Genomic DNA, 18,020 nt, shown 5'->3' on the forward strand with positions numbered 1-18,020 from the left:
CGTAGCGAGTGATCTCGCCACAACCAAGTGCAAACCACAGAAAAGTAACACTACCCTGCTCAAAGGGTCGCTGCAGGGTCCTGTAGCAGCACGTCAACCTCGCGCCCACGCTGCGACGTTGTGATCTGGCGAACCGAAAACTAACGGCCGCGCTGTTTTGCCGAGATCCGTTGATCTTGATGTGTTGTCACAGTAACCCCATAGCTGACCGGCAGCGTTCGGGCGTCGCACAGCAAATCTGCACTTCACCTTTGCTGTCAGTACCGGCGAAGTGGGGGACGGGTAGACATCGGCGGGCCCTGAGTTGAGGACACAATTGCTGAGCTCGGCATCTGCCGGACGCGGCATCGTGGCCGAACCGTGGCCGAAATGTTATGAAGAGGTTTGCTGAGCCTACGCTCGGCGGAGCGTGGGAAGAGGTGGCCCCGCGAAAGGAGCCGAGGGCTATGCGGCCAGCAGCATGGCCAGGATCGCGGTGTCGGGATGGCTGATCGGGTCGACGCCCACCCGGCTCACCATCGAGGTGATGGTGCCATCGGCCTCGGCCTCGACCCAGGCGGCGCGGTGCTCCAGGCCCAGATGGGGGATGCCGGGCAACAACACGCACCCCGACGCCGCGCCGGCGCATTCGGGCAGTGACGGTGTGGTCTCCGAGGGCGGGTGCAGCATCAGCAGCGCCGCGGGCTGATGGTCGGCGAAGAAACCCGGCGGAACCGCGGATTCACCGACGACAGGGCCCTCCGCCAGCACCAGGCCGACGGTGCCGGGCTCCGGTTTCTCGGGAAGTTCCTCGCGGACACCGAAAATCGTTGTGGTGGACAGCAGCCCGGGCAGTGACGCCACCCGGACCGCGACGATGAGCAGTTGTGCCCACTCCTTGGTGGAATCCGGCCAACGGCCCGACACCACGAATCCCTTGAGGGTGCCCCGCGAATGGAACGGTGCGATCTCCACCGCTCTACCTGCTCCGGTGTCCATGTGGCCTCCCGACAGTGGTGCTTGCTGGTAACCGCCTCCGACACTGCTGTGGGTCGCTGTGCACAGGATGCGGTAGGCCGGCACTGGCACGCAAGAGGACACGAGTGCCAGAACAGCGGATGTACGAAAAGTAAAGAGCCCCGCGTGCCGAAGCGCGCGGGGCTCTTGACGTGAGAGGAGGTGAACTCAGCCGAAGATGAGTCCGCCGGTGTTCGCGGTGGCCTTGGCGTAGCGGTCCTGGACGTCGGCCCAGTTGACGACGTTCCAGAAGGCCTTGACGTAGTCGGCCTTGACGTTTTTGTACTGCAGGTAGAAGGCGTGCTCCCACATGTCGACCTGCAGCAGCGGGATGATGCCCAGGGGCACGTTGGCCTGCTGATCGTAGAGCTGGAAGGTCAGCAGGCGCTGGCCCAAGCTGTCGTAGCCCAGCACGGCCCAGCCCGATCCCTGCAGGCCGTTGGCCGCGGCGGTGAACTGGGCGCGGAACTTGTCGAAGGATCCGAACTGGTCGTCGATGGCGGCGGCCAGTTCGCCTTCGGGCTTGTCGCCGCCGTTGGGGGACAGGTTCTTCCACCAGATGCTGTGGTTGACGTGTCCGCCGAGGTGGAAGGCGAGGTTCTTCTCGTTGAGGAAGATCGCCGACTGGTCGTCGCCGGCGCGGGCTTCTTCGAGCTTGGCCAGGGCGTCATTGAGGCCCTTGACATAGGTGGCGTGGTGCTTGCTGTGGTGGATCTCGTTGATCTGCCCGGAAATGTGGGGCTCCAGCGCGCCATAGTCGTAATCGAGTTCTGGCAGTGTGTATTCAGCCACTGGGTTCCTTCCTAATCATGGATCGCGAGGGAGTTCGGCGTCGCGTATATCGACAACAAGCTCGACCTCAACCTTGGTCCATACCCGCGTGCACCGCAAGGACGGGGGTTCCCGTCAGGGATCCGCCGAAACCTCGGAGGCGGTCAGAGCAAGACGATGGCTGCCAGGACGCCCAGCAGCACGAGCGCGATCACCGAGGCGCGAATGAGGGCAACGACCTGGTTGTTGGTGTACTGGCGCGAGGACTGCCAATCAGACGACGTCCCCGAACCCGGACCAAGCGGGTGTGCTGCCATCACAAGCTCCTGACCTGCACGATCAAACCATCCCCCAGTGAGATCTGTCACACGGTGTGTTGTGACGCCGATCATAGACCTTGTTTCGCCCGCAGAAAAATCGGGCCCGGGCGGGGGTCCGCGATCGAATCCGGCCGATCCGGATGTCCGCCGCCGAGATCGTCGGAGCCTGATCATTTTGCTCAGGCCGCTTTTGAAGCTGTTGATCATGCCCGGCTGTGAACCCCGGTTTATCCACAGGTACTGGACAGAAGTCCAGGGAAACCGGCGGAGTGGGGGTGCCGCAGCCTGTGGATGAACCTGTGGAAACTGTGGATAGCGTCGAAATTGCTGTCGCGGTGCGACACATTGCGCCACGCGGGAATCTGGTGCGACCGGATGCCGTGCGTGCCAGCATGGACGGCATGTCCGACGATGTGATGCAGATCGAGGTCGGTGCGTTGCCACTGACCCTCGACGACTCGGTGGTGCTGCTCGACGTGCGGGAGCCCGACGAATGGCAGCGCGGCCACGTGACCGGTGCCCAGCACATTCCGATGGCAGATGTCCCCGCCCGCATCGACGAGATCGACCGGGATGCCACCCTCTACGTGATCTGCCACGCCGGTGGGCGCTCCCAGCGGGTCGCGCAGTATCTCGCCCGCAACGGCTTCGAACCGATCAACGTGACGGGCGGCATGTTGTCCTGGGCGCAGGCCGGGCGACCGGTGCGTGCCGACGACGGCAGCGCCGGCACCGTCTGAGCGCGTCGTAGGCTGGTCCGGTGATCCAGGTCTGTGCCCAATGCGGGACGCGGTGGAATGTGCGCGACCGCCAGCGGGTCTGGTGCCCGCGCTGCCGTGGCACGCTGCTGGCCCCGGGGCGCAGGGCGCTGCGGGAACCACGGCGCCGCCGGTCGCCGGTCGGCCCGCCACGGGCCAACCGGGCCGCGCGCCCGCCGGGTACCGCTGGATCGCGGTGCGCCCCGGTGCGCCACCGGCGCAGCGCCGCAAACGTGCGCCGCTGGGACCCACGCCGCGGTACTCCCAGATTCCGCGCTGGGGTCTGTATGAACGCTTCGACGACGAGGAGGCGGCCGACCAGGTCACTGCCGGGCGCAGCGCCCCGTCATCGGCACTGGTGCGCCGCACCGTCGTCATCACCATGGCGCTGTTGGGTGCGGCGGCCGCGCTGCACGTGATCCGGTACGGCCTGCTGTTGATCAACCGCACCGTCCTGCTGGATCCGATCGTCGCGGCGCTGGCGACCTGGCTGCCGGTGTTGGCGAGTGTGGCGGCGTTCTTCGCCGTGGTGGCCACCACCCTGGTGCTGACCAACTGGCTGATCGCCCGCCGGGCGGCCGCCTACGCACATGTGGGCAGCCCGGACCCGCGCAGCCCGCGGGAGCTGTGGGCGGGCTGTCTGATCCCGTTGGTGAACCTCGTGCTCGCACCGGTCTTCGTGATCGAACTCGCTCGCGCCGAGCAGCGCACCGGGTTACGCATCATCAGCTGGTGGATCACCTGGTTCGTCAGCTACGCGCTGTCGACGGCATCCATCGTCACCACGGTGCTGACGGTCTTCTACGACGGTGCCCAGCGCATTGCCGACAACACCGTGATCACCACCATCGCCTACCTGATCGCACTGGCAGCGTTGCTGTTGGCGCTTCAGGTGTATCAGGGCTTCGAACGACAGCCGGTGGATCGGCCGTCGCGACGCTGGGTGATGGTCGCGGCAGGGCAACCGCCTGCCGAGCAGGAGCGTGCGGCCGACGAATCCGTCGTTCCGGTTGAGGCCGAGGACCGGAACCCGGCAGCATAGCCATATGACCGCGGGGGACGCTGAGACTGCCGGAACGGCCACGACGGGTCACCCGTTCGTCGTGGCGCACCGCGGCGCCTCCGCCGACCGGCCCGAACACACCGTCGCTGCCTACGAACTCGCCCTGCAGGAGGGTGCCGACGGCGTCGAGTGCGACGTCCGACTGACCCGCGACGGCCACCTCGTCTGCGTGCACGATCGCCGGGTCGACCGAACATCGGACGGGTCGGGGCTGGTCTCGGAGATGACGCTCGCCGAACTGCGTGAGCTGGATTTCGGTTCCTGGCATGCCGGCCGACGGGACAGCGATGCCGGCGGCGACACCGGGCTGTTGACCCTGGATACCCTGCTCACGCTGGTGCTGGACACGAAACGGCCGGTGAAAATCTTCATCGAGACCAAGCATCCGGTGCGGTATGGAGCGCTGGTGGAGAGCAAGGTGCTGGCTTTGCTGCACCGTTACGGGATCGCCGCCCCGGCATCGGCGGACCTGGCCAGGGCGGTGGTGATGTCCTTCTCGGCGGCCGCGGTATGGCGGATCCGGCGCGCCGCGCCGATGCTGCCGACCGTGCTGCTCGGTGAGACCTCGCGCTACCTGGGCGGTGGCGCCGCGACCACGGTCGGTGCGACCGCGGTGGGCCCGTCCATCGCCACGCTGCGTGAGCACCCGGAACTCGTCGATCGCGCGGCCGCCCAGGGACGGGCCCTGTACTGCTGGACCGTCGACCATTACGAGGATGTCCGGTACTGCCGGGATGTCGGGGTGGCGTGGGTCGCCACGAATCATCCCGGCCGTACCAAGGACTGGCTGGAGAACGGGCTCACCGGGGCCGGTCGGGACTGAATTACAGGTTGCCGCCTGCGGCCTTCGGTGCGCTCGGGTCGGCGCCGGCCACCGAAAGTTCACGGGCGACGAAGTCCTCGAGGTGGAACAGATTTGCCCCGGCCCGCTCCGAGATGCGCACCAAGGTGGTGATGGTCGCGACCTCTTCGACCTGCTCCTTGAGGAACCACTGCATGAACTGCTCGCCCAGGTAGTCGCCCTCTTCGCGGGCCACACTGGCCAGCCGGGTGACCTGTTCGGTGACCGCGCGCTCCTGATCGAGGGACAGTCGCAGGGCCTTGGCCGGGGTGTCGAACTGGTTCTGCACCGCGTCGATGCCGGGGATCTCGACGTCGATGTCGCGGTCGAGCAGGTACTGCACCAACATCATGGCGTGATTGCGCTCCTCGACGGCCTGTGCGTAGAAGTGCTTGGCCAGCTGCGGCAGATCCGCGCCGTCGAAGTAGACGGCGATGGCGACATACTGCTGCGACGCGGTGAACTCGCTACGAATTTGCTCGCGGAGCAGGGTGTCGAATTTGGTGTCGTGGGTGTTGGCATCACTCATGCCGACCACAATAGGCCAGGTCAGACGGCGTGTCATCCAAGGTCGCCCTTAATCAGGTTAGCCATTCCTTACCGCTGTGATGACCGTTACATCCAGCCAAAATAGTTTGCTGGATGGCTCATGAAACGGCCCTGCGCCCTCACGGCTGGTCGGTGTTCACCACGTCTGCCGGGACCGGTGCATCCTGGGCCAGCGCGCCGAACAGCCGGCCGGCGGCCTCGCTGTCCCAGACGACGATCGATCCCACATCGCTGGTGGTGTATTCGGCGATCGGGACGGTCGTCGTGGTCAGGTTGTCCTGCAGCGCCCAGGCCAGCCGGGCCAGGTCCCAGACATGCCCACCCGCATCGAGAGTCACCGCGCCGGTGGCAGCCGTGGCCATGGGGTACCAGCGCAACGGATTGAGCAGCACCGACGGGCTGATCGCACGCGTGAGCAAGGCGGACATGAAGGCCCGCTGATTGGTCATCCGGTCCAGGTCGGCGCGGGCGGTGGCCCGTGAGCGGACGAAGCCGAGGGCGTTGCGGCCGTCCAGTTCCTGGCAGCCGGCGGGCAGATCGATACCGGCGAGCGGGTCGCTGATCGGCTCGCCGGGGCACATCGTCACCCCGCCGACCGCGTCGACGAGCTCGGCGAAACCGCCGAATCCGATCTCGGCGTAGTGATCGAGCCGGAGCCCGGTGGCCTGCTCGACGGTCTGCACCAGCAACGGGGCACCGCCGAAGGCGTAGGCCGCGTTGATCTTGTCCTCGCCGTAGCCCGGGATCGGGACGTAGGAGTCGCGCGGCAGCGACACCAGCGTCGGCTGCGTACCGGAGAACAACCCGCCGATGTGCAGTAGCAGCAGGGTGTCGGTGCGGCCGTTGCCGGTGTCGCCGCCGGTGGCCAGCGTGCCCTGCTCATCGACCGACAGGCCCTGTCTGCTGTCGGAGCCCACCAGTAGCCAGGTGGTGCCGCGGCCCGCCGGCGGCCGCTCGGGGTAGTCGGCGAGCACGGGTGCGCGCTGCAGTGTCGAGTCGAGCCAGAATGCGCCGGCGACTCCGGCGCAGAGCAGCACCAGCATCGCGGCGAGCAGCAGCGCGAACCACCGGCGCAGGCGCCGCGGTCTCTTGGTCGACGCCCGCGGCGGGGGAGGCGCCGGAGTTGGGGAGACCGGGCGTCGTGGTGGCGGAGGCGGCGGGGGTTGCCGCGGCGCGGGCCGCCGCTGAACGGGCGGCCGCGCGGCGGGCGGTACCGGCGGTGTGGGTGGGTTGGGCGGCCAGACCGGGGGCGGGCGGTGGCGCGGATCGCGGCGGATCTGCTGTGACGGTTCCCGCCGGGGAGCCCCGGGACGATGCGGCGGGTTCTGGTTCACATCTGCGAATGTACTGCTCGGCGGGTGGTTCCTAGCTCAACCAGTCCAGCTCGCCGGCGGCCAGTGAATAGCCGACGAAGGCGACCGCGTCGATCAGGCCGTGCGCGACGATCAGCGGCCAGAGCTTGCCGGTGCGCATCCACACGTAGCCGAACACCAGGCCCATCACGATGTTGCCGAGCCCGGCGCTGTAGCCCTGGTAGAGGTGGTAGCCGCCGCGCAGCAGCGCCGAGATCAGCAGTGCGGCGCCCGCGCTGATGTGGAGCTGCCGCAACCGGGTGATCAGGAAGGCGACGACGATGATTTCCTCGGCCCAGCCGTTGGCGAACGCGATCATCAGCAGCAGTGGTATCCGCCACCAGGTGTCGTTGAGTTCGGCCGGTTCCACCGCGGCGCTGAGTCCCAGGACACGAGCCGCCACGTACAGCGCGAGTCCCGGAATGCCGATCAGCGCGGCCAGGCCGAGCCCGCCGGTCAGGTCGGGGTGCAGCGTGAAGCGGCCGAGGCCGATCTGGGCGGGTCCGGTCCCGGTACGCCACAACAGGTAGAGGCCGAGAGCGCCCCAGGCCAGCAGTTGCACGACCGAGGCCACGTTGAGGCCCAGGTCGATCAGGTCGAAGGGGGAGCGGCGCTGGTTGAGCGCCACGGTCTGCCCGCCCAGTCCGAGCAGCACCGCCTCGATGAGATTGAGCAGTGCGACGTAGGCGCTCAAGCCGAAGGTGACCGCCAGCACGACGGCGATCTCGATCCGCAGCGTGCGGGGGGAAGGCAGCGGCCCTGGGGGTGCGGTCACCGCCGCCAGGCTAATGGCGCCTCAGATGCGCCGCGCGCGCAACCCGTTGAGGAACGGGCAGCCCATCAGGACCCGGATGGCCTGGCTGAGGCCGGTGACGTCGTCGACCGGTTTGGCGAAGGGCAACCGGACATCGTGATCGCCGGACTCGTCCTCTACCCGCAGTTGCACGCCGTAGCGGTCCAGGCCGAGTGGCCGGACCCGGCCACCGCGCAGGGTCTGGGGTAGCCGGGTGGCCAGCCGTTCCACCACTTCGCGGTGCGCGGACTCCAGGTGACGCAACCAGCACGACTCCAGCTCGCAGAACGGATCGGGTCGGGCTGCCAGCAGCGCACCAAGGCCGACGGACTCGGCGCCGGTGGAATCGGCGACCACCACGGATTCGATCTCCAGGCGAGCCAGCGCGTACGGGGTGTCCCCGCGGGATGCTTGGGCACTGCCGGTATTCACTTGTAGCAGAGCCGGATTGGGATTCTCGGCGGCGACCAGGTCGAGCATCCCGGCCACTTCGCCGTCGGGTACCAGGAACATCCGGCCCTGGATCCACACCAGCGAGCGCACCGGTTCGCGCAATGGCAGCGGCGCGTAGTCGGTCATCTCCAGCACGGCCTGGATGCCCGCGGAGCCGGCCGAGACCACCATGCCTGCCAGCGGCCCGTCGGCGGGGACGGTGATGGCGAATGAGCCGTCACCGAGCAGATGGTGGACCGGCGTGGCGGCGGGCTCGAGGCCCTCCACCGCCAGCATCGCGCCGCCGGCGCGGGCGCACGCGCTGCGGATCCGCTCGGCTGTCGTCGGTGCCGTCACAGACATCTGATCACCTTCCAGTTAGTGAGGTAAGCCTTACTTAACTACAGACTCGGCTGGATGCGCAAGGTTTCCCCGCGTGCCCGAGGGCCGGGCGCCGAGCCATTAGGGTTGAGGGCGTGCCACGCATCGCCTACCTCGGGCCCGAGGGAACCTTCACCGAGGCGGCATTGCTGCAGATGGTGGCGGGCGGAATGGTGCCCTCGGACAACGTGTCCGCCGAGGTCATTCCGCTGCCCTACGACAGTGCGGGCGGCGCCCTGGAAGCGATCCGGACCGGCGACACCGACTACGCATGCGTGCCCATCGAGAATTCGATCGACGGTTCGGTCATCCCCACCCTCGACGGCCTGGCCGACGGTTCCGCACTGCAGATCTACGCCGAGCACACCCTCGATGTGGCATTCACCATCGTGACCCGGGCCGGGGTGGCTGCCGCCGATATCGAGACGGTGGCCGCGTTCCCGGTCGCCGCCGCGCAGGTCCGCAAGTGGCTGGCCGCCGAACTCCCGAACGCCCGCATCGTGCCGGCCTACTCCAATGCCGCCGCCGCCCAGGACGTCGCGGGCGGTGGCGCCGATGCCGGGGTCAGCACCGCGCTCGCCGCGCAGCGCTACAGACTGGCGGTGCTGGCCGCCGATATCGTCGACGAGGCCAGCGCGCGCACCCGCTTCGTGCTGGTCGGCCCGCCGGGGCCCCCGCCGGCCCGTACCGGCGCCGATCGCACCTCGGTGGTGTTGCGCCTGGACAATGTTCCCGGTGCACTGGTGTCGGCCATGACCGAACTGTCGATCCGGGGCATCGATCTGACCCGCATCGAATCCCGGCCCACCCGAACAGAATTGGGCACCTACAAGTTTTTTCTCGACTGTGTCGGCCATATCGCCGACGAGGCCGTCGGGGAGGCGCTCAAGGCGCTGCACCGGCGCTGCGCCGACGTGCGGTACCTGGGTTCGTGGCCGACCGGTGCCGCGGCCGGGGCGCCGCCGCCGGGTGTCGATGAGGCGGCAGGCTGGTTGCAGGCAACGCGGACAGGAGGATCGGCATGACGGGGCGGCTGGTGCTGGTTCGGCACGGACAGTCCTACGGCAACGTCGAGCGCCGTCTCGACACCTTGCCGCCGGGGGCCGCGCTGACCGACCTCGGCCATCAGCAGGCGCGCACCTTCGCCCGCGACTGGACCAACCCGATCGCCATGGTGGCGCACTCGGTGGCCACCAGGGCGCGGGAGACCGCGGCCGGGATCGCCGGGCATCTCGACATGGCGGCCCACGAATTCGACGGCATCCACGAGGTGCAGGTCGGAGATCTGGAGAACCGCAACGACGATGCCGCGATCGATGCCTTCGAGGCGGTGTATCGCAGCTGGCATCGCGGCGACCTCGCCGCTGCGGCTCCCGGTGGCGAGACCGGGCAGCAGGTACTGGACCGGATGGTGCCGGTGCTGACGGAACTGCGTCTGCGCCACCTCGACGACCGCCGCCGGCACGGGGACATCGTGGTGGTCAGCCACGGCGCCGCGATCCGGCTGGTGGCATCCGTGCTGGCGGGGGTGGACAGCACCTTCGCCCTGGACCATCACCTGAACAACACCGACCCCGTGGTGCTCAGCCCGATCACCGACGGTCGGTGGAGCTGCGTGCGGTGGGGTCCGCTGACCCCGCCGTTCTATCCCGTTGCCGACGAGAAGGAAACGGCCGACACCGCGGGCCCCATGGGCTGATCCAGCGCGCACCCACACCCCACGGCATGGCAGTCGATGGCGTAGTCGTGGACGGCCTCGGGTGTGCTGCAATCGGCTTCGGTGCACTCCGGACGTTGTCCGATGTGCACGATGACGGTGCCGTGGCAGTGGTCGTGCTCGATATCGGCACCGCATTCCCGACATGTCGCGCTCATAGGAGTCAATTCTGGCACCGCGCACCGACAGGTTCCGGTTCCGACCCGGCTTAATCGATGTCCCGTTGCTTCGCTCGCCCCGGGTTGATCCCCCGTCGCTTCGCTCGCCCCGGGTTGATCCCCCGTCGCTTCGCTCGCCCCGGGTTGCTCCCCCGTCGCTTCGCTCGCCCGGGGTTACGCCCAGCCCAGTTCGTGCAGACGCTCGTCATCGATGCCGAAGTGGTGGGCCAGCTCATGCACCACCGTGATGGCCACCTCGTCGACCACCTCGTCCTCGGTCTCACACATGTCCAGCAGCGCGTCCCGGTAGATGGTGATGGTGTCGGGCAGCGCACCGGCATAGGTCGAGTCGCGCTCGGTCAGCGCGATGCCCTCGTAGAGCCCGAGCAGGTCGGGCTCGTCGGGATGGCTCGCCTCGACCAGGAAGACGACGTTGTTGGCCGCGGCGGCGAGTTCGGACGGGATCAGATCGAGCGCATCGGAGACCAGTTCCTCGAACCGCTGCGCGCTCATCGAGACCGACACGCCGTTACGGGAGCGGCGGCGGAACGGGCTCGACCGGTGCGGGCCCGGGCGGCGGGGCGGGTGGGGCCCCGGGCGCGGGCGGCGGTGCGCCCGGCGGCAGGCCTTCCATCGGGGGGCCGGCAGCCGGCGGCGGCGGTGGTGGGAGCGGCGGACCGTTGAGGAAGGTGTTGCCGCCCGCCGGGGCCTCGGTCGCCGGCGCCTGCTCGGTGGTCTGGCCGGTCTGCCCTGGCAGGTGCTCATTGGAATCGGTCTGCTGGCTGCTGCTGCTACTTCCGCTACCGCTGCTGCTTCCGCTGCTGTAGGACTCGTCGTAGGTGATCTGCGACGAGGTGTCGATCGGCGGCAACGGGATGGCCGGGATGTTCAGTCGCTCATCCGGGATGTCCGGCGGCGGGACCGGGGGACGGCCGTTGATCATCAGCGGGCCCTTGGCGCTGTTGAGCAGTGTCGACCAGCCGCCGTTGCCGAGGGTGGCGCCGATGCTGCAGGACACCTGATGGCTGCCCGCGGACCAGCTCGGCAACGCGATCGTGCTGTACACCAGTGTCAACGTGGTGGTGCGAAGTTCCAGCGGCGCGAGATAGGCGTCGGTGACCCGCGAACAGTTGTCCTTGACGAAAGTGTCCTGGTCGGCCTCCGGCGGCAGGCCCTGCGGGAACTTCTCGGCGAGATTGACCGCGCCGGTCACCTCCAGCGAATGCGGCCCCGCGCAGTCCACCGGGATGTCGGTGGGCTGGTTGGTGGCAGGGTCGATGCCCAGGCACGTACCCGCCGGCCAGACCTTGGACTGATCGATATCGGCGACCTTGCCCTGGAACGCCTGCTGCTGGTTGTTGGCGCCGGGCAGCTGCAACCCGCACAGCATCCGTCGTTCCCCGGTCTGGCGCCAGGTCTTCTCGCCCGACCAGAGCAGGCTGACGCTGAAGCGCCCGTTGGGGTCGTACCGGTCACCGAGGTAACGCTGCACCGCACTCTGGCACTGCTCCTGGCTGATCTGCTGGATGCGGGCCGGTGACGGGGGTGCGGCGTCCGGGCCGTACTCGGTGCCCGGGAAGGTCCGCATGTCGATGGATTCGGCGACCTCGAACCGGTGCTCGGTGGTGCAGTCCACGATCTGCGCGGCATCGGGTGTGCGTTCCGGCCAGTTCAGGCAGTCGCCGCCCTTGGCATTGTCGAAGGTGCTGTTCGTGCGCAGTCCCAGTGCGCCGGTACCGGAGTTCAGCCCGGCCAGCCGGCCACCGGCGGCGGAATCGGGCAGCACCGTGATGACGCCGGCGATCATCAGTCCGCCCAGTGCCGTGAGCAGCAGTGCCCGGCGGGTCGGGCTGAGCGGGCTGCTCAGGGACAGCGCCGTGCGCCATCGTGGCACCGGCTTCTGCGAGGCCTGGGCCTCGTGCAGAAACGGTTCCTGGCTATCGGGTGCGTCCAACATCGCCTCCCATTGTGACAGGCGTGTCACGATGTGTGACAAGTGATGCGCTTGTAATGTTATGTGGTTGTGGCCCGCGGGCCGTGACCCGGCGGCGCGCAAGTAGGGTTACCGCCGTGATCGACCTCAAGCTGCTACGCGAAGAGCCCGATCGGGTACGCGCCTCACAACGCGCCCGCGGCGAGGATCCGGCCCGGGTGGACGCCCTGCTGGCCGCCGACACCGCGCGCCGGTCGGCCATCTCCACCGCCGACACCCTGCGCGCCGATCAGAAGGCCGCCAGCAAGCTGGTCGGTAAGGCTTCCCCCGACGAGCGCCCGGCGCTGCTGGCCCGCGCCAAGGAACTCGCCGACGAGGTCAAGGCCGCCGAGGTGCAGCAGGCCGACGCGGAGTCCGCGTTCGTCGCGGCGCACATGGCGGTCTCCAACGTCATCGTCGACGGCGTGCCCGCCGGCGGCGAGGACGACTTCGCGCTGCTCGACACCGTGGGTGAACCGCCGGCGATCGAGAATCCGCGCGACCACCTCGAACTCGGTGAGGCCCTCGGCCTGATGGATATGGAACGCGGCGCCAAGGTGTCGGGGTCGCGGTTCTACTTCCTGACCGGCCAGGGCGCGCTGCTGCAGCTGGGCCTGTTGCAACTGGCCGTCCGGTTGGCCACGGCCAACGGTTTCACGCTGATGATCCCGCCGGTGTTGGTGCGGCCGGAAGTGATGGCGGGCACCGGATTCCTGGGCGCCCACGCAGACGAGATCTACCGGTTGGAGGCCGACGATCTCTATCTGGTCGGCACCTCGGAGGTTCCGCTGGCCGGGTATCACAGCGACGAGATCCTCGACCTGAGCGCGGGACCATTGCGCTACGCGGGTTGGTCGTCGTGCTTCCGCCGCGAGGCAGGCAGCTACGGCAAGGACACCCGCGGCATCATCCGGGTGCACCAGTTCGACAAGGTCGAGGCCTTCGTCTACTGCAAACCCGAGGACGCCGAAGCCGAGCACCAGCGCCTGCTCGGCTGGCAGCGCGAGATGCTGGCGGCCATCGAGGTGCCCTACCGGGTGATCGACGTCGCCGCAGGCGATCTGGGCTCCTCGGCCGCACGCAAGTACGACTGCGAGGCGTGGGTGCCGACCCAGGGCACCTACCGGGAGCTGACGTCGACGTCGAACTGTTCGACGTTCCAGGCGCGTCGGCTGTCCACCCGCTATCGCGACGAGAACGGCAAGCCGCAGACCGCGGCGACCCTGAACGGCACCCTGGCGACCACCCGTTGGCTGGTCGCCATCCTGGAGAACCATCAGCAGCCAGATGGCAGCGTGCGGGTGCCTGCCGCCCTGGTGCCCTACGTCGGTACGGAGGTCCTGACACCGTGATCGAACTCGATACCGCGGAACTGCGCAGCTGGTTCGGCTTCGGAGTGGCAGGCAACTTCGCCGGTCACCTCGAACAGGCCGGGGAGGCAGACGATTTCGTGAACGTCGTCTCCGAGGGAACGGCGCCCAAGGGCATCTTCCCCTGGTACGCCCCGGGTAATGACACCTTCCTCGGGGAATTCCCGCTGTCGCAGGATGCCATCACCCTGCCGGCCAGCGACGAACCGCTGAACCTGCAGATCGAACCCGAGGTCGGGCTGGCCTGCCGGGTGGTGTGGCGCGGGGACACGGTGGCATCGCTGGAGCCGTTCGCCCTCGGCGCATTCAACGACTGCTCGATACGTCGGCCGGGAGCGCCCAAGATCAGCCACAAGAAGAACTGGGGGCCGGCCTCCAAAGGTGTTGCGCGCCAGTTCTTCGACGCCCATGACCTGACACCGGACGGCCCGACCGCCACCCTGCGGCTGGTCTGCTACCTCAACAGTGCCGACGGCCAGCAGCACGAGTACGGGGTGGACAGCCCATTGCTGGGCTACTCCTATTACGGCGAGGTGCTGCTGGACTGGATCACCGAGCGGTTGGCCAACCAGAAGGGTTCGCCGGAAACGCCGCTGGAGGATGTCGGCGCATTGATGGTGGCCTCCGGTCATCCCGAGCATGTGCTCATCGGTATCGGCGCGACGCGATACACAGCACTGGGCGAGTCGACCTATCTGTCGCCCGGCGACGAGGCTGTGGTGCGGGTCTATGACACCGCATCCGACGCGGCTTCGGAACTGCGGCAGACGGTTTCGGGTAGGTAGGTCCGATGGCGGGCACGGTGAGCGAGCTCTGGCGTTTCCCGGTCAAGTCGATGGGCGGCAGCCGAGTCGATCGGGTGCGCATCGATGGCCGCGGCGTGCACGCCGACCGGCTGTGGGCGGTCCGCGATGTCGAGAAGGGGGTCACGGCATCGGCGCGACGCCTACCGGTACTACTCGGCTGCACCGCGCGCTATCTGGACGAACCCGGTGCCGACGCCGGGCCGGGCAATGTTCCGCCCGTCGTGGTGACCTTCCCCGACGGCAGCGAACTGACCTCCGATGATCCGGCCATCAACGTCGCGCTGTCGCAACTGGCCGGCCGGGAGATGCGGTTGGTGGCACTGCCTCCGGTCGAGGACACCAGCCAGCACCGGATGTCGGTATCGGACTCGCTGGCCAACTTCCGGGCCGCGCAGGTGCGCAAGGACTTCGGGCTCGGTGAGGACGAGGCATTGCCGGACACGTCGGTCTTCTCGACCAAGGACATCATCACGCTGGCCCGCTACTCGACACCGCCGGGCAGCTTCGCCGACCTGAGTCCGGTACACCTGATGAGTATCGCGAGCCTGGGTCAACTCGCACCCGGCGCCGAACCCTACGATGTGCGCAGGTTCCGGCCGAACGTCCTCGTCGACACCGGCGAGGACGGTCCGGAGTTCCCCGAATCGGCATGGGTGGGCGGCGAATTGAGTATCGGTACCGCTCGGCTTCGGGTCACCATCCCCACCATCAGGTGTGTGGTACCGACCCGCCCGCAGCCCGAGGTCGAACTGGACAAGACGATCACCCGGCAGCTGGCCGAGCGCACCAACCGTTTCCTCGGGGTGTATGCCGATGTGTCGGCCGCTGGACTGGTCAACGTGGGTGATGAGGTTCGGGTGCATATCGGCAAGCCACCCAATGCTTTCCAGCGCGCCGGCGCGGCACTGAACAAATCGGCGACCAAGGGTGTGCAGCGGCTGCTGGAGGCAACCGTGCTGCGAGCCCGCTAGTCCGTCAGTAGTTCCTCGAGCACCGACAGGAACTCCTTGACGCGTAGCGGGGTGAACGCCGGGCTGGGCCGGGTGCCCGGAACATCGAGCACCACCAGGGTCGATTTGATGGGACGCCACACGTCCAGCGGCAGCCAGCGTCGCGGATCGTCCGAGGGGCCCCAGATCCGGAAACGGTCGAACACCAAGCCCATCGACTCGGCGCGGTAGCCGCGGATCGCTTGCAGCGGAATGATTTTCGAGGTGCCCGACGGAAAATGGTAACGCCGCAGCGTCAGGGCCTGGCGATCGAGCTGGATCAGGCCGTCGTCGTAGGACACCGTCGTGGTCATGACGTTCTCGAGCTCCTCAGGTGGTGGCCCTTGGCTGTGAGGCAACGCCCGGTCTCCAGGTTCCACTGCCAGCCATGCAGGTTGCACGTGAGCGTGGAGCCCTCCACCACGCCGAATTTGGACAGATCGGCCTTCAGGTGGGGGCAGCGGCGCTGAATGTCCCAGCCGTCCAGGACGGTCGAGGCGCTGTCATCGTGTGCCTCGGCGAACCAGCCGTCGGCGTAGGCGATCCGCTCATCGGTGAGACATTTGAAGAAGGTGTACAGGTATTCGTTGTATCCGCCGACCCGCCACGCCTTGAACCGGGTGGACAGGAAGATGGTGTTCACCCAGTCGGGCTCGTTGTCGCGGACCACCGTGCGTACCAACTGCGCCGGAATCTCGAACCCGTAGCGGAACTTCTCGTCCGGAACAGGTTCACGCACAGCCCGTTTCGGAAAGTCGATGACCACGGTCTCGATGCTCTTGTCACCTGGTAGGCGTAGCTCGACGGGATAGCCGATGCCGTCGCAGATTTGATCGGACTGCAGCATGATCGGCTCGAACAGGGCGCGCAGCGGCTCCAGGAGCGGATCGCCGTCGGCCGGGGCCCACGCCGCCTTCTCGGCGGCCAGCACCGGCGCCTGGCGCTGCGCATACTCTTCGATGTAGGCAGCCTTACCGGTGGTGAAGATGGACTCCGGGTCCCCGACCGGGTGGGTGAGTGAATTGAGCTGCGAGCCGGTGAAATCCGCGGTCGATCCGGGGATCATCAGTAGGCCACCGTCGTGCCCGTGGCGGCGCATCTGATCCAGGAACACGATCTGATCCGGGAAGATGTTGGCCGGATCACCCTGATCGTCGTTGAGATCGCGCAGCGCGGGGTCCAGGAAGCAGGGCGGACCGGCCGAGGGCACCACCCAGGTGGCGCCCACCTGGGCGATGTACTGGCGGCAGCGGTCCATCTGGCGCTGCCGCTTCTGGGTGCCGAACGCCTCCTTGGCCCGGGCCGGCATGTCGTAGACCATCGGGTACCAGATGGCCCCGGAGTACTGCAGCATGTGCACGTCGATGTGGCCGAACTCGGCGGCCAGCATGTCGAGGTCGATCGGCCGGGCATCGTTCATGTTGAAAGCGGTTGTGGCGCCGTCGGACACCACCAGGCCCGAGTCTCCGATCGGCCCGTCGGCGGGCGCCCGCAGCGCGACGATCATCACCTCGAGGTCGCCCTTGGGCCCGCTGACCCGGTGCTTCACCGAATCGGTGGTCTCGACGAACGTGTGGAAACCCAGCGACTCCAGTGCGCGGCGCAGATCCGGCACCGGGTAATCGGGCAGCAGCACGACGGCGTCCTTGTTGACGTGCGCGCGCAGCAGTGCCGGGTCGAAATGATCCTTGTGCAGGTGACTGACGTAGAGGTAGTCGCAGTCCCCCAGGGCGTCCCAGTCCAGTCCGCTGTTGTCCGGGAACGGGAACCAGGACGCGAAGTAGGCCGGATTGACCCAGGGGTCGCACAGGATGCTGCCGGCTTCCGTGTCAATCCGAAAACCGGCGTGTCCGACGCTTGTGACCTGCACGAATGCCCTTCCTGGTGGTTGATGCTTGGTCACGAGTTTAGCGCCAGAGCGGGCGCTCTTCCGCTTCGGCGGGCCGGTGGAACTAGGCTGGGGCGTGTGGAACCGGTATACGGGACAGTCATCCAAGCCGCCCGGCTGGTCTGGCGGCTGCAGGGGCTGAAGTTCACCGTCACCGGTGTGGAGAACCTGCCGGTGACCGGCGGTGCCGTCATCGCCGTGAACCACACCAGCTACTTCGACTTCACCTTCGCCGGGCTGCCCGCCTACCGGCAGGGCCGCGGCCGCAAGGTCCGCTTCATGGCGAAGAAGGAAGTCTTCGACCACAAGATCGGCGGGCCGCTGATGCGCAGCCTGCGCCATATCGAGGTGGACCGGGCCAGTGGCGCCGACTCCTTCGCCGCGGCCTGCGCAGCACTGAAGGCGGGCGAACTGGTCGGCGTCTACCCCGAGGCGACCATCAGCCGCAGCTTCGAGATCAAGGGATTCAAGTCCGGGGCCGCGCGGATGGCGATCGCGGCCGACGTGCCGATCATCCCGCACATCATCTGGGGTGCCCAGCGGGTCTGGACCAAGGGGCACCCGCGCAATATGCGTAGGCCCAAGGTGCCGATCTCGATCGCCGTCGGCGAACCGATCTATCCGACGCTGCCGCCGGCCGAGCTGACCGAACTGCTGCACCACCGGATGCAGCATCTGCTGGAGAAGGTGCAGGAGTCCTACGGGTCGCATCCCAGGGGCGAGTTCTGGGTGCCGCACGGGCTGGGTGGTGGTGCGCCGACGCTGGCCGAGGCGAACCGGATGGACATGGAGGAGGCCGCCGAGAAGGCGGCCAAACGTGCGGCCAAGCCCCCCGGTGAGGCGCCGGAGTAGGCCCTTCGGGGT

General features: G+C 67.8%; 19 protein-coding genes and 1 pseudogene. 9 read left to right on the forward strand and 11 right to left on the reverse strand.

Annotated features, from left to right (window positions below; translation table 11 throughout):
* Nucleotides 1-444: 444 nt before the first annotated feature.
* From EXE63_RS16480 to EXE63_RS16490, 3 genes are all read right to left on the reverse strand, one after another.
* Nucleotides 445-978 carry a peptidase gene (locus tag EXE63_RS16480; protein WP_105361628.1) on the reverse strand — a complete coding sequence of 178 codons (534 nt, stop codon included), beginning with the start codon at nt 976-978 and terminating at the stop codon, nt 445-447.
* Nucleotides 979-1,164: 186 nt separating this feature from the next.
* A complete protein-coding gene (locus EXE63_RS16485) occupies nt 1,165-1,788 on the reverse strand; it encodes a superoxide dismutase (protein ID WP_168142823.1) in 624 nt (207 codons plus the stop codon).
* A gap of 143 nt (nt 1,789-1,931) precedes the next feature.
* Nucleotides 1,932-2,084 carry a hypothetical protein gene (locus EXE63_RS16490; RefSeq protein WP_168142824.1) on the reverse strand — a complete coding sequence of 51 codons (153 nt, stop codon included), beginning with the start codon at nt 2,082-2,084 and terminating at the stop codon, nt 1,932-1,934.
* A gap of 404 nt (nt 2,085-2,488) precedes the next feature.
* Between EXE63_RS16490 and EXE63_RS16495 the strand changes: the two genes are divergently transcribed.
* The 3 genes and pseudogenes from EXE63_RS16495 (at nt 2,489) to EXE63_RS16505 (ending at nt 4,731) form a co-directional block, all read left to right on the forward strand.
* Entirely contained in the window at nt 2,489-2,827 is a 339-nt protein-coding gene (locus tag EXE63_RS16495; RefSeq protein WP_168142825.1) for a rhodanese-like domain-containing protein, read from the forward strand.
* 20 nt (nt 2,828-2,847) lie between these two features.
* Nucleotides 2,848-3,887, forward strand: a pseudogene (locus tag EXE63_RS16500) (DUF4328 domain-containing protein).
* Between the two features lie 4 nt (nt 3,888-3,891).
* Entirely contained in the window at nt 3,892-4,731 is an 840-nt protein-coding gene (locus EXE63_RS16505; RefSeq protein ID WP_168142826.1) for a glycerophosphodiester phosphodiesterase, read from the forward strand.
* Nucleotide 4,732: 1 nt separating this feature from the next.
* Here EXE63_RS16505 and EXE63_RS16510 read toward each other — a convergent pair whose 3' ends face one another.
* The 4 genes from EXE63_RS16510 to EXE63_RS16525 all read right to left on the reverse strand — a co-directional run bounded on the left by EXE63_RS16510 (nt 4,733) and on the right by EXE63_RS16525 (nt 8,238).
* Complete coding sequence (locus tag EXE63_RS16510; RefSeq protein WP_168142827.1) at nt 4,733-5,278, reverse strand: ferritin; 546 nt, start codon at nt 5,276-5,278, stop codon at nt 4,733-4,735.
* A gap of 139 nt (nt 5,279-5,417) precedes the next feature.
* A complete protein-coding gene (locus tag EXE63_RS16515) occupies nt 5,418-6,632 on the reverse strand; it encodes an LCP family protein (protein WP_436277751.1) in 1,215 nt (404 codons plus the stop codon).
* A 31-nt stretch (nt 6,633-6,663) separates the two neighbouring features.
* Nucleotides 6,664-7,425: a CPBP family intramembrane glutamic endopeptidase gene (locus tag EXE63_RS16520; RefSeq protein ID WP_168142828.1), complete on the reverse strand. Its 762-nt coding sequence runs from the start codon at nt 7,423-7,425 to the stop codon at nt 6,664-6,666.
* 21 nt (nt 7,426-7,446) lie between these two features.
* Nucleotides 7,447-8,238 (reverse strand): DUF2470 domain-containing protein, encoded by a 792-nt coding sequence (locus tag EXE63_RS16525; RefSeq protein ID WP_168142829.1) that lies wholly within the window; start codon nt 8,236-8,238, stop codon nt 7,447-7,449.
* Nucleotides 8,239-8,351: 113 nt separating this feature from the next.
* Here EXE63_RS16525 and pheA point away from each other — a divergent pair, with 113 nt between their 5' ends.
* Nucleotides 8,352-9,281 carry a prephenate dehydratase gene (gene pheA, locus EXE63_RS16530; protein WP_168142830.1) on the forward strand — a complete coding sequence of 310 codons (930 nt, stop codon included), beginning with the start codon at nt 8,352-8,354 and terminating at the stop codon, nt 9,279-9,281.
* Nucleotides 9,278-9,955 (forward strand): histidine phosphatase family protein, encoded by a 678-nt coding sequence (locus EXE63_RS16535; RefSeq protein WP_168142831.1) that lies wholly within the window; start codon nt 9,278-9,280, stop codon nt 9,953-9,955. The genes pheA and EXE63_RS16535 overlap by 4 nt, the downstream gene beginning before the upstream one ends.
* Before the next feature lie 350 nt (nt 9,956-10,305).
* On the opposite strand, the gene EXE63_RS16545 is transcribed toward EXE63_RS16535, so the two are convergent.
* A complete protein-coding gene (locus EXE63_RS16545; protein WP_168142833.1) occupies nt 10,306-10,656 on the reverse strand; it encodes a metallopeptidase family protein in 351 nt (116 codons plus the stop codon).
* A gap of 4 nt (nt 10,657-10,660) precedes the next feature.
* The gene (locus EXE63_RS16550) at nt 10,661-12,088 is read right to left on the reverse strand and encodes a septum formation family protein (protein WP_168142834.1); all 1,428 of its coding nucleotides are present in this window, start codon (nt 12,086-12,088) and stop codon (nt 10,661-10,663) included.
* 113 nt (nt 12,089-12,201) lie between these two features.
* On the opposite strand from EXE63_RS16550, the gene serS reads away from it, so the two are divergent.
* From serS to EXE63_RS16565, 3 genes are read left to right on the forward strand one after another with little or no spacing between them, the layout of a single operon-like run.
* Nucleotides 12,202-13,455 (forward strand): serine--tRNA ligase, encoded by a 1,254-nt coding sequence (serS, locus tag EXE63_RS16555; protein ID WP_168142835.1) that lies wholly within the window; start codon nt 12,202-12,204, stop codon nt 13,453-13,455.
* Nucleotides 13,452-14,258: a DUF5718 family protein gene (locus tag EXE63_RS16560; RefSeq protein WP_168142836.1), complete on the forward strand. Its 807-nt coding sequence runs from the start codon at nt 13,452-13,454 to the stop codon at nt 14,256-14,258. The genes serS and EXE63_RS16560 overlap by 4 nt, the downstream gene beginning before the upstream one ends.
* A gap of 5 nt (nt 14,259-14,263) precedes the next feature.
* A complete protein-coding gene (locus EXE63_RS16565) occupies nt 14,264-15,250 on the forward strand; it encodes an MOSC domain-containing protein (protein WP_168142837.1) in 987 nt (328 codons plus the stop codon).
* Here the strand turns inward: EXE63_RS16565 and EXE63_RS16570 are convergent.
* Both EXE63_RS16570 and EXE63_RS16575 read right to left on the reverse strand, forming a co-directional pair.
* On the reverse strand, nt 15,247-15,582 hold the full coding sequence (locus tag EXE63_RS16570; RefSeq protein ID WP_168142838.1) for a hypothetical protein: 336 nt from the start codon (nt 15,580-15,582) through the stop codon (nt 15,247-15,249). The genes EXE63_RS16565 and EXE63_RS16570 overlap by 4 nt on opposite strands.
* Nucleotides 15,579-17,138 carry a Rieske 2Fe-2S domain-containing protein gene (locus tag EXE63_RS16575; RefSeq protein WP_168142839.1) on the reverse strand — a complete coding sequence of 520 codons (1,560 nt, stop codon included), beginning with the start codon at nt 17,136-17,138 and terminating at the stop codon, nt 15,579-15,581. The genes EXE63_RS16570 and EXE63_RS16575 overlap by 4 nt, the downstream gene beginning before the upstream one ends.
* Before the next feature lie 96 nt (nt 17,139-17,234).
* On the opposite strand from EXE63_RS16575, the gene EXE63_RS16580 reads away from it, so the two are divergent.
* Nucleotides 17,235-18,008 carry a lysophospholipid acyltransferase family protein gene (locus EXE63_RS16580; RefSeq protein ID WP_168142840.1) on the forward strand — a complete coding sequence of 258 codons (774 nt, stop codon included), beginning with the start codon at nt 17,235-17,237 and terminating at the stop codon, nt 18,006-18,008.
* Nucleotides 18,009-18,020: the final 12 nt, after the last annotated feature.

The organism is Mycolicibacterium frederiksbergense, from assembly GCF_012223425.1.
GTDB classification, from domain to species: Bacteria; Actinomycetota; Actinomycetes; order Mycobacteriales; family Mycobacteriaceae; genus Mycobacterium; species Mycobacterium frederiksbergense.

Coding starts and splice junctions, on each gene's coding strand:
- EXE63_RS16550 (WP_168142834.1), bottom strand. CDS start 12,088: ATGTTGGACGCACCCGATAGCCAGGAACCGTTTCTGCACGAGGCCCAG.
- EXE63_RS16535 (WP_168142831.1), top strand. CDS start 9,278: ATGACGGGGCGGCTGGTGCTGGTTCGGCACGGACAGTCCTACGGCAAC.
- EXE63_RS16490 (WP_168142824.1), bottom strand. CDS start 2,084: ATGGCAGCACACCCGCTTGGTCCGGGTTCGGGGACGTCGTCTGATTGG.
- EXE63_RS16505 (WP_168142826.1), top strand. CDS start 3,892: ATGACCGCGGGGGACGCTGAGACTGCCGGAACGGCCACGACGGGTCAC.
- EXE63_RS16570 (WP_168142838.1), bottom strand. CDS start 15,582: ATGACCACGACGGTGTCCTACGACGACGGCCTGATCCAGCTCGATCGC.
- EXE63_RS16525 (WP_168142829.1), bottom strand. CDS start 8,238: ATGTCTGTGACGGCACCGACGACAGCCGAGCGGATCCGCAGCGCGTGC.
- EXE63_RS16480 (WP_105361628.1), bottom strand. CDS start 978: ATGGACACCGGAGCAGGTAGAGCGGTGGAGATCGCACCGTTCCATTCG.
- EXE63_RS16510 (WP_168142827.1), bottom strand. CDS start 5,278: ATGAGTGATGCCAACACCCACGACACCAAATTCGACACCCTGCTCCGC.
- EXE63_RS16495 (WP_168142825.1), top strand. CDS start 2,489: ATGTCCGACGATGTGATGCAGATCGAGGTCGGTGCGTTGCCACTGACC.
- EXE63_RS16565 (WP_168142837.1), top strand. CDS start 14,264: ATGGCGGGCACGGTGAGCGAGCTCTGGCGTTTCCCGGTCAAGTCGATG.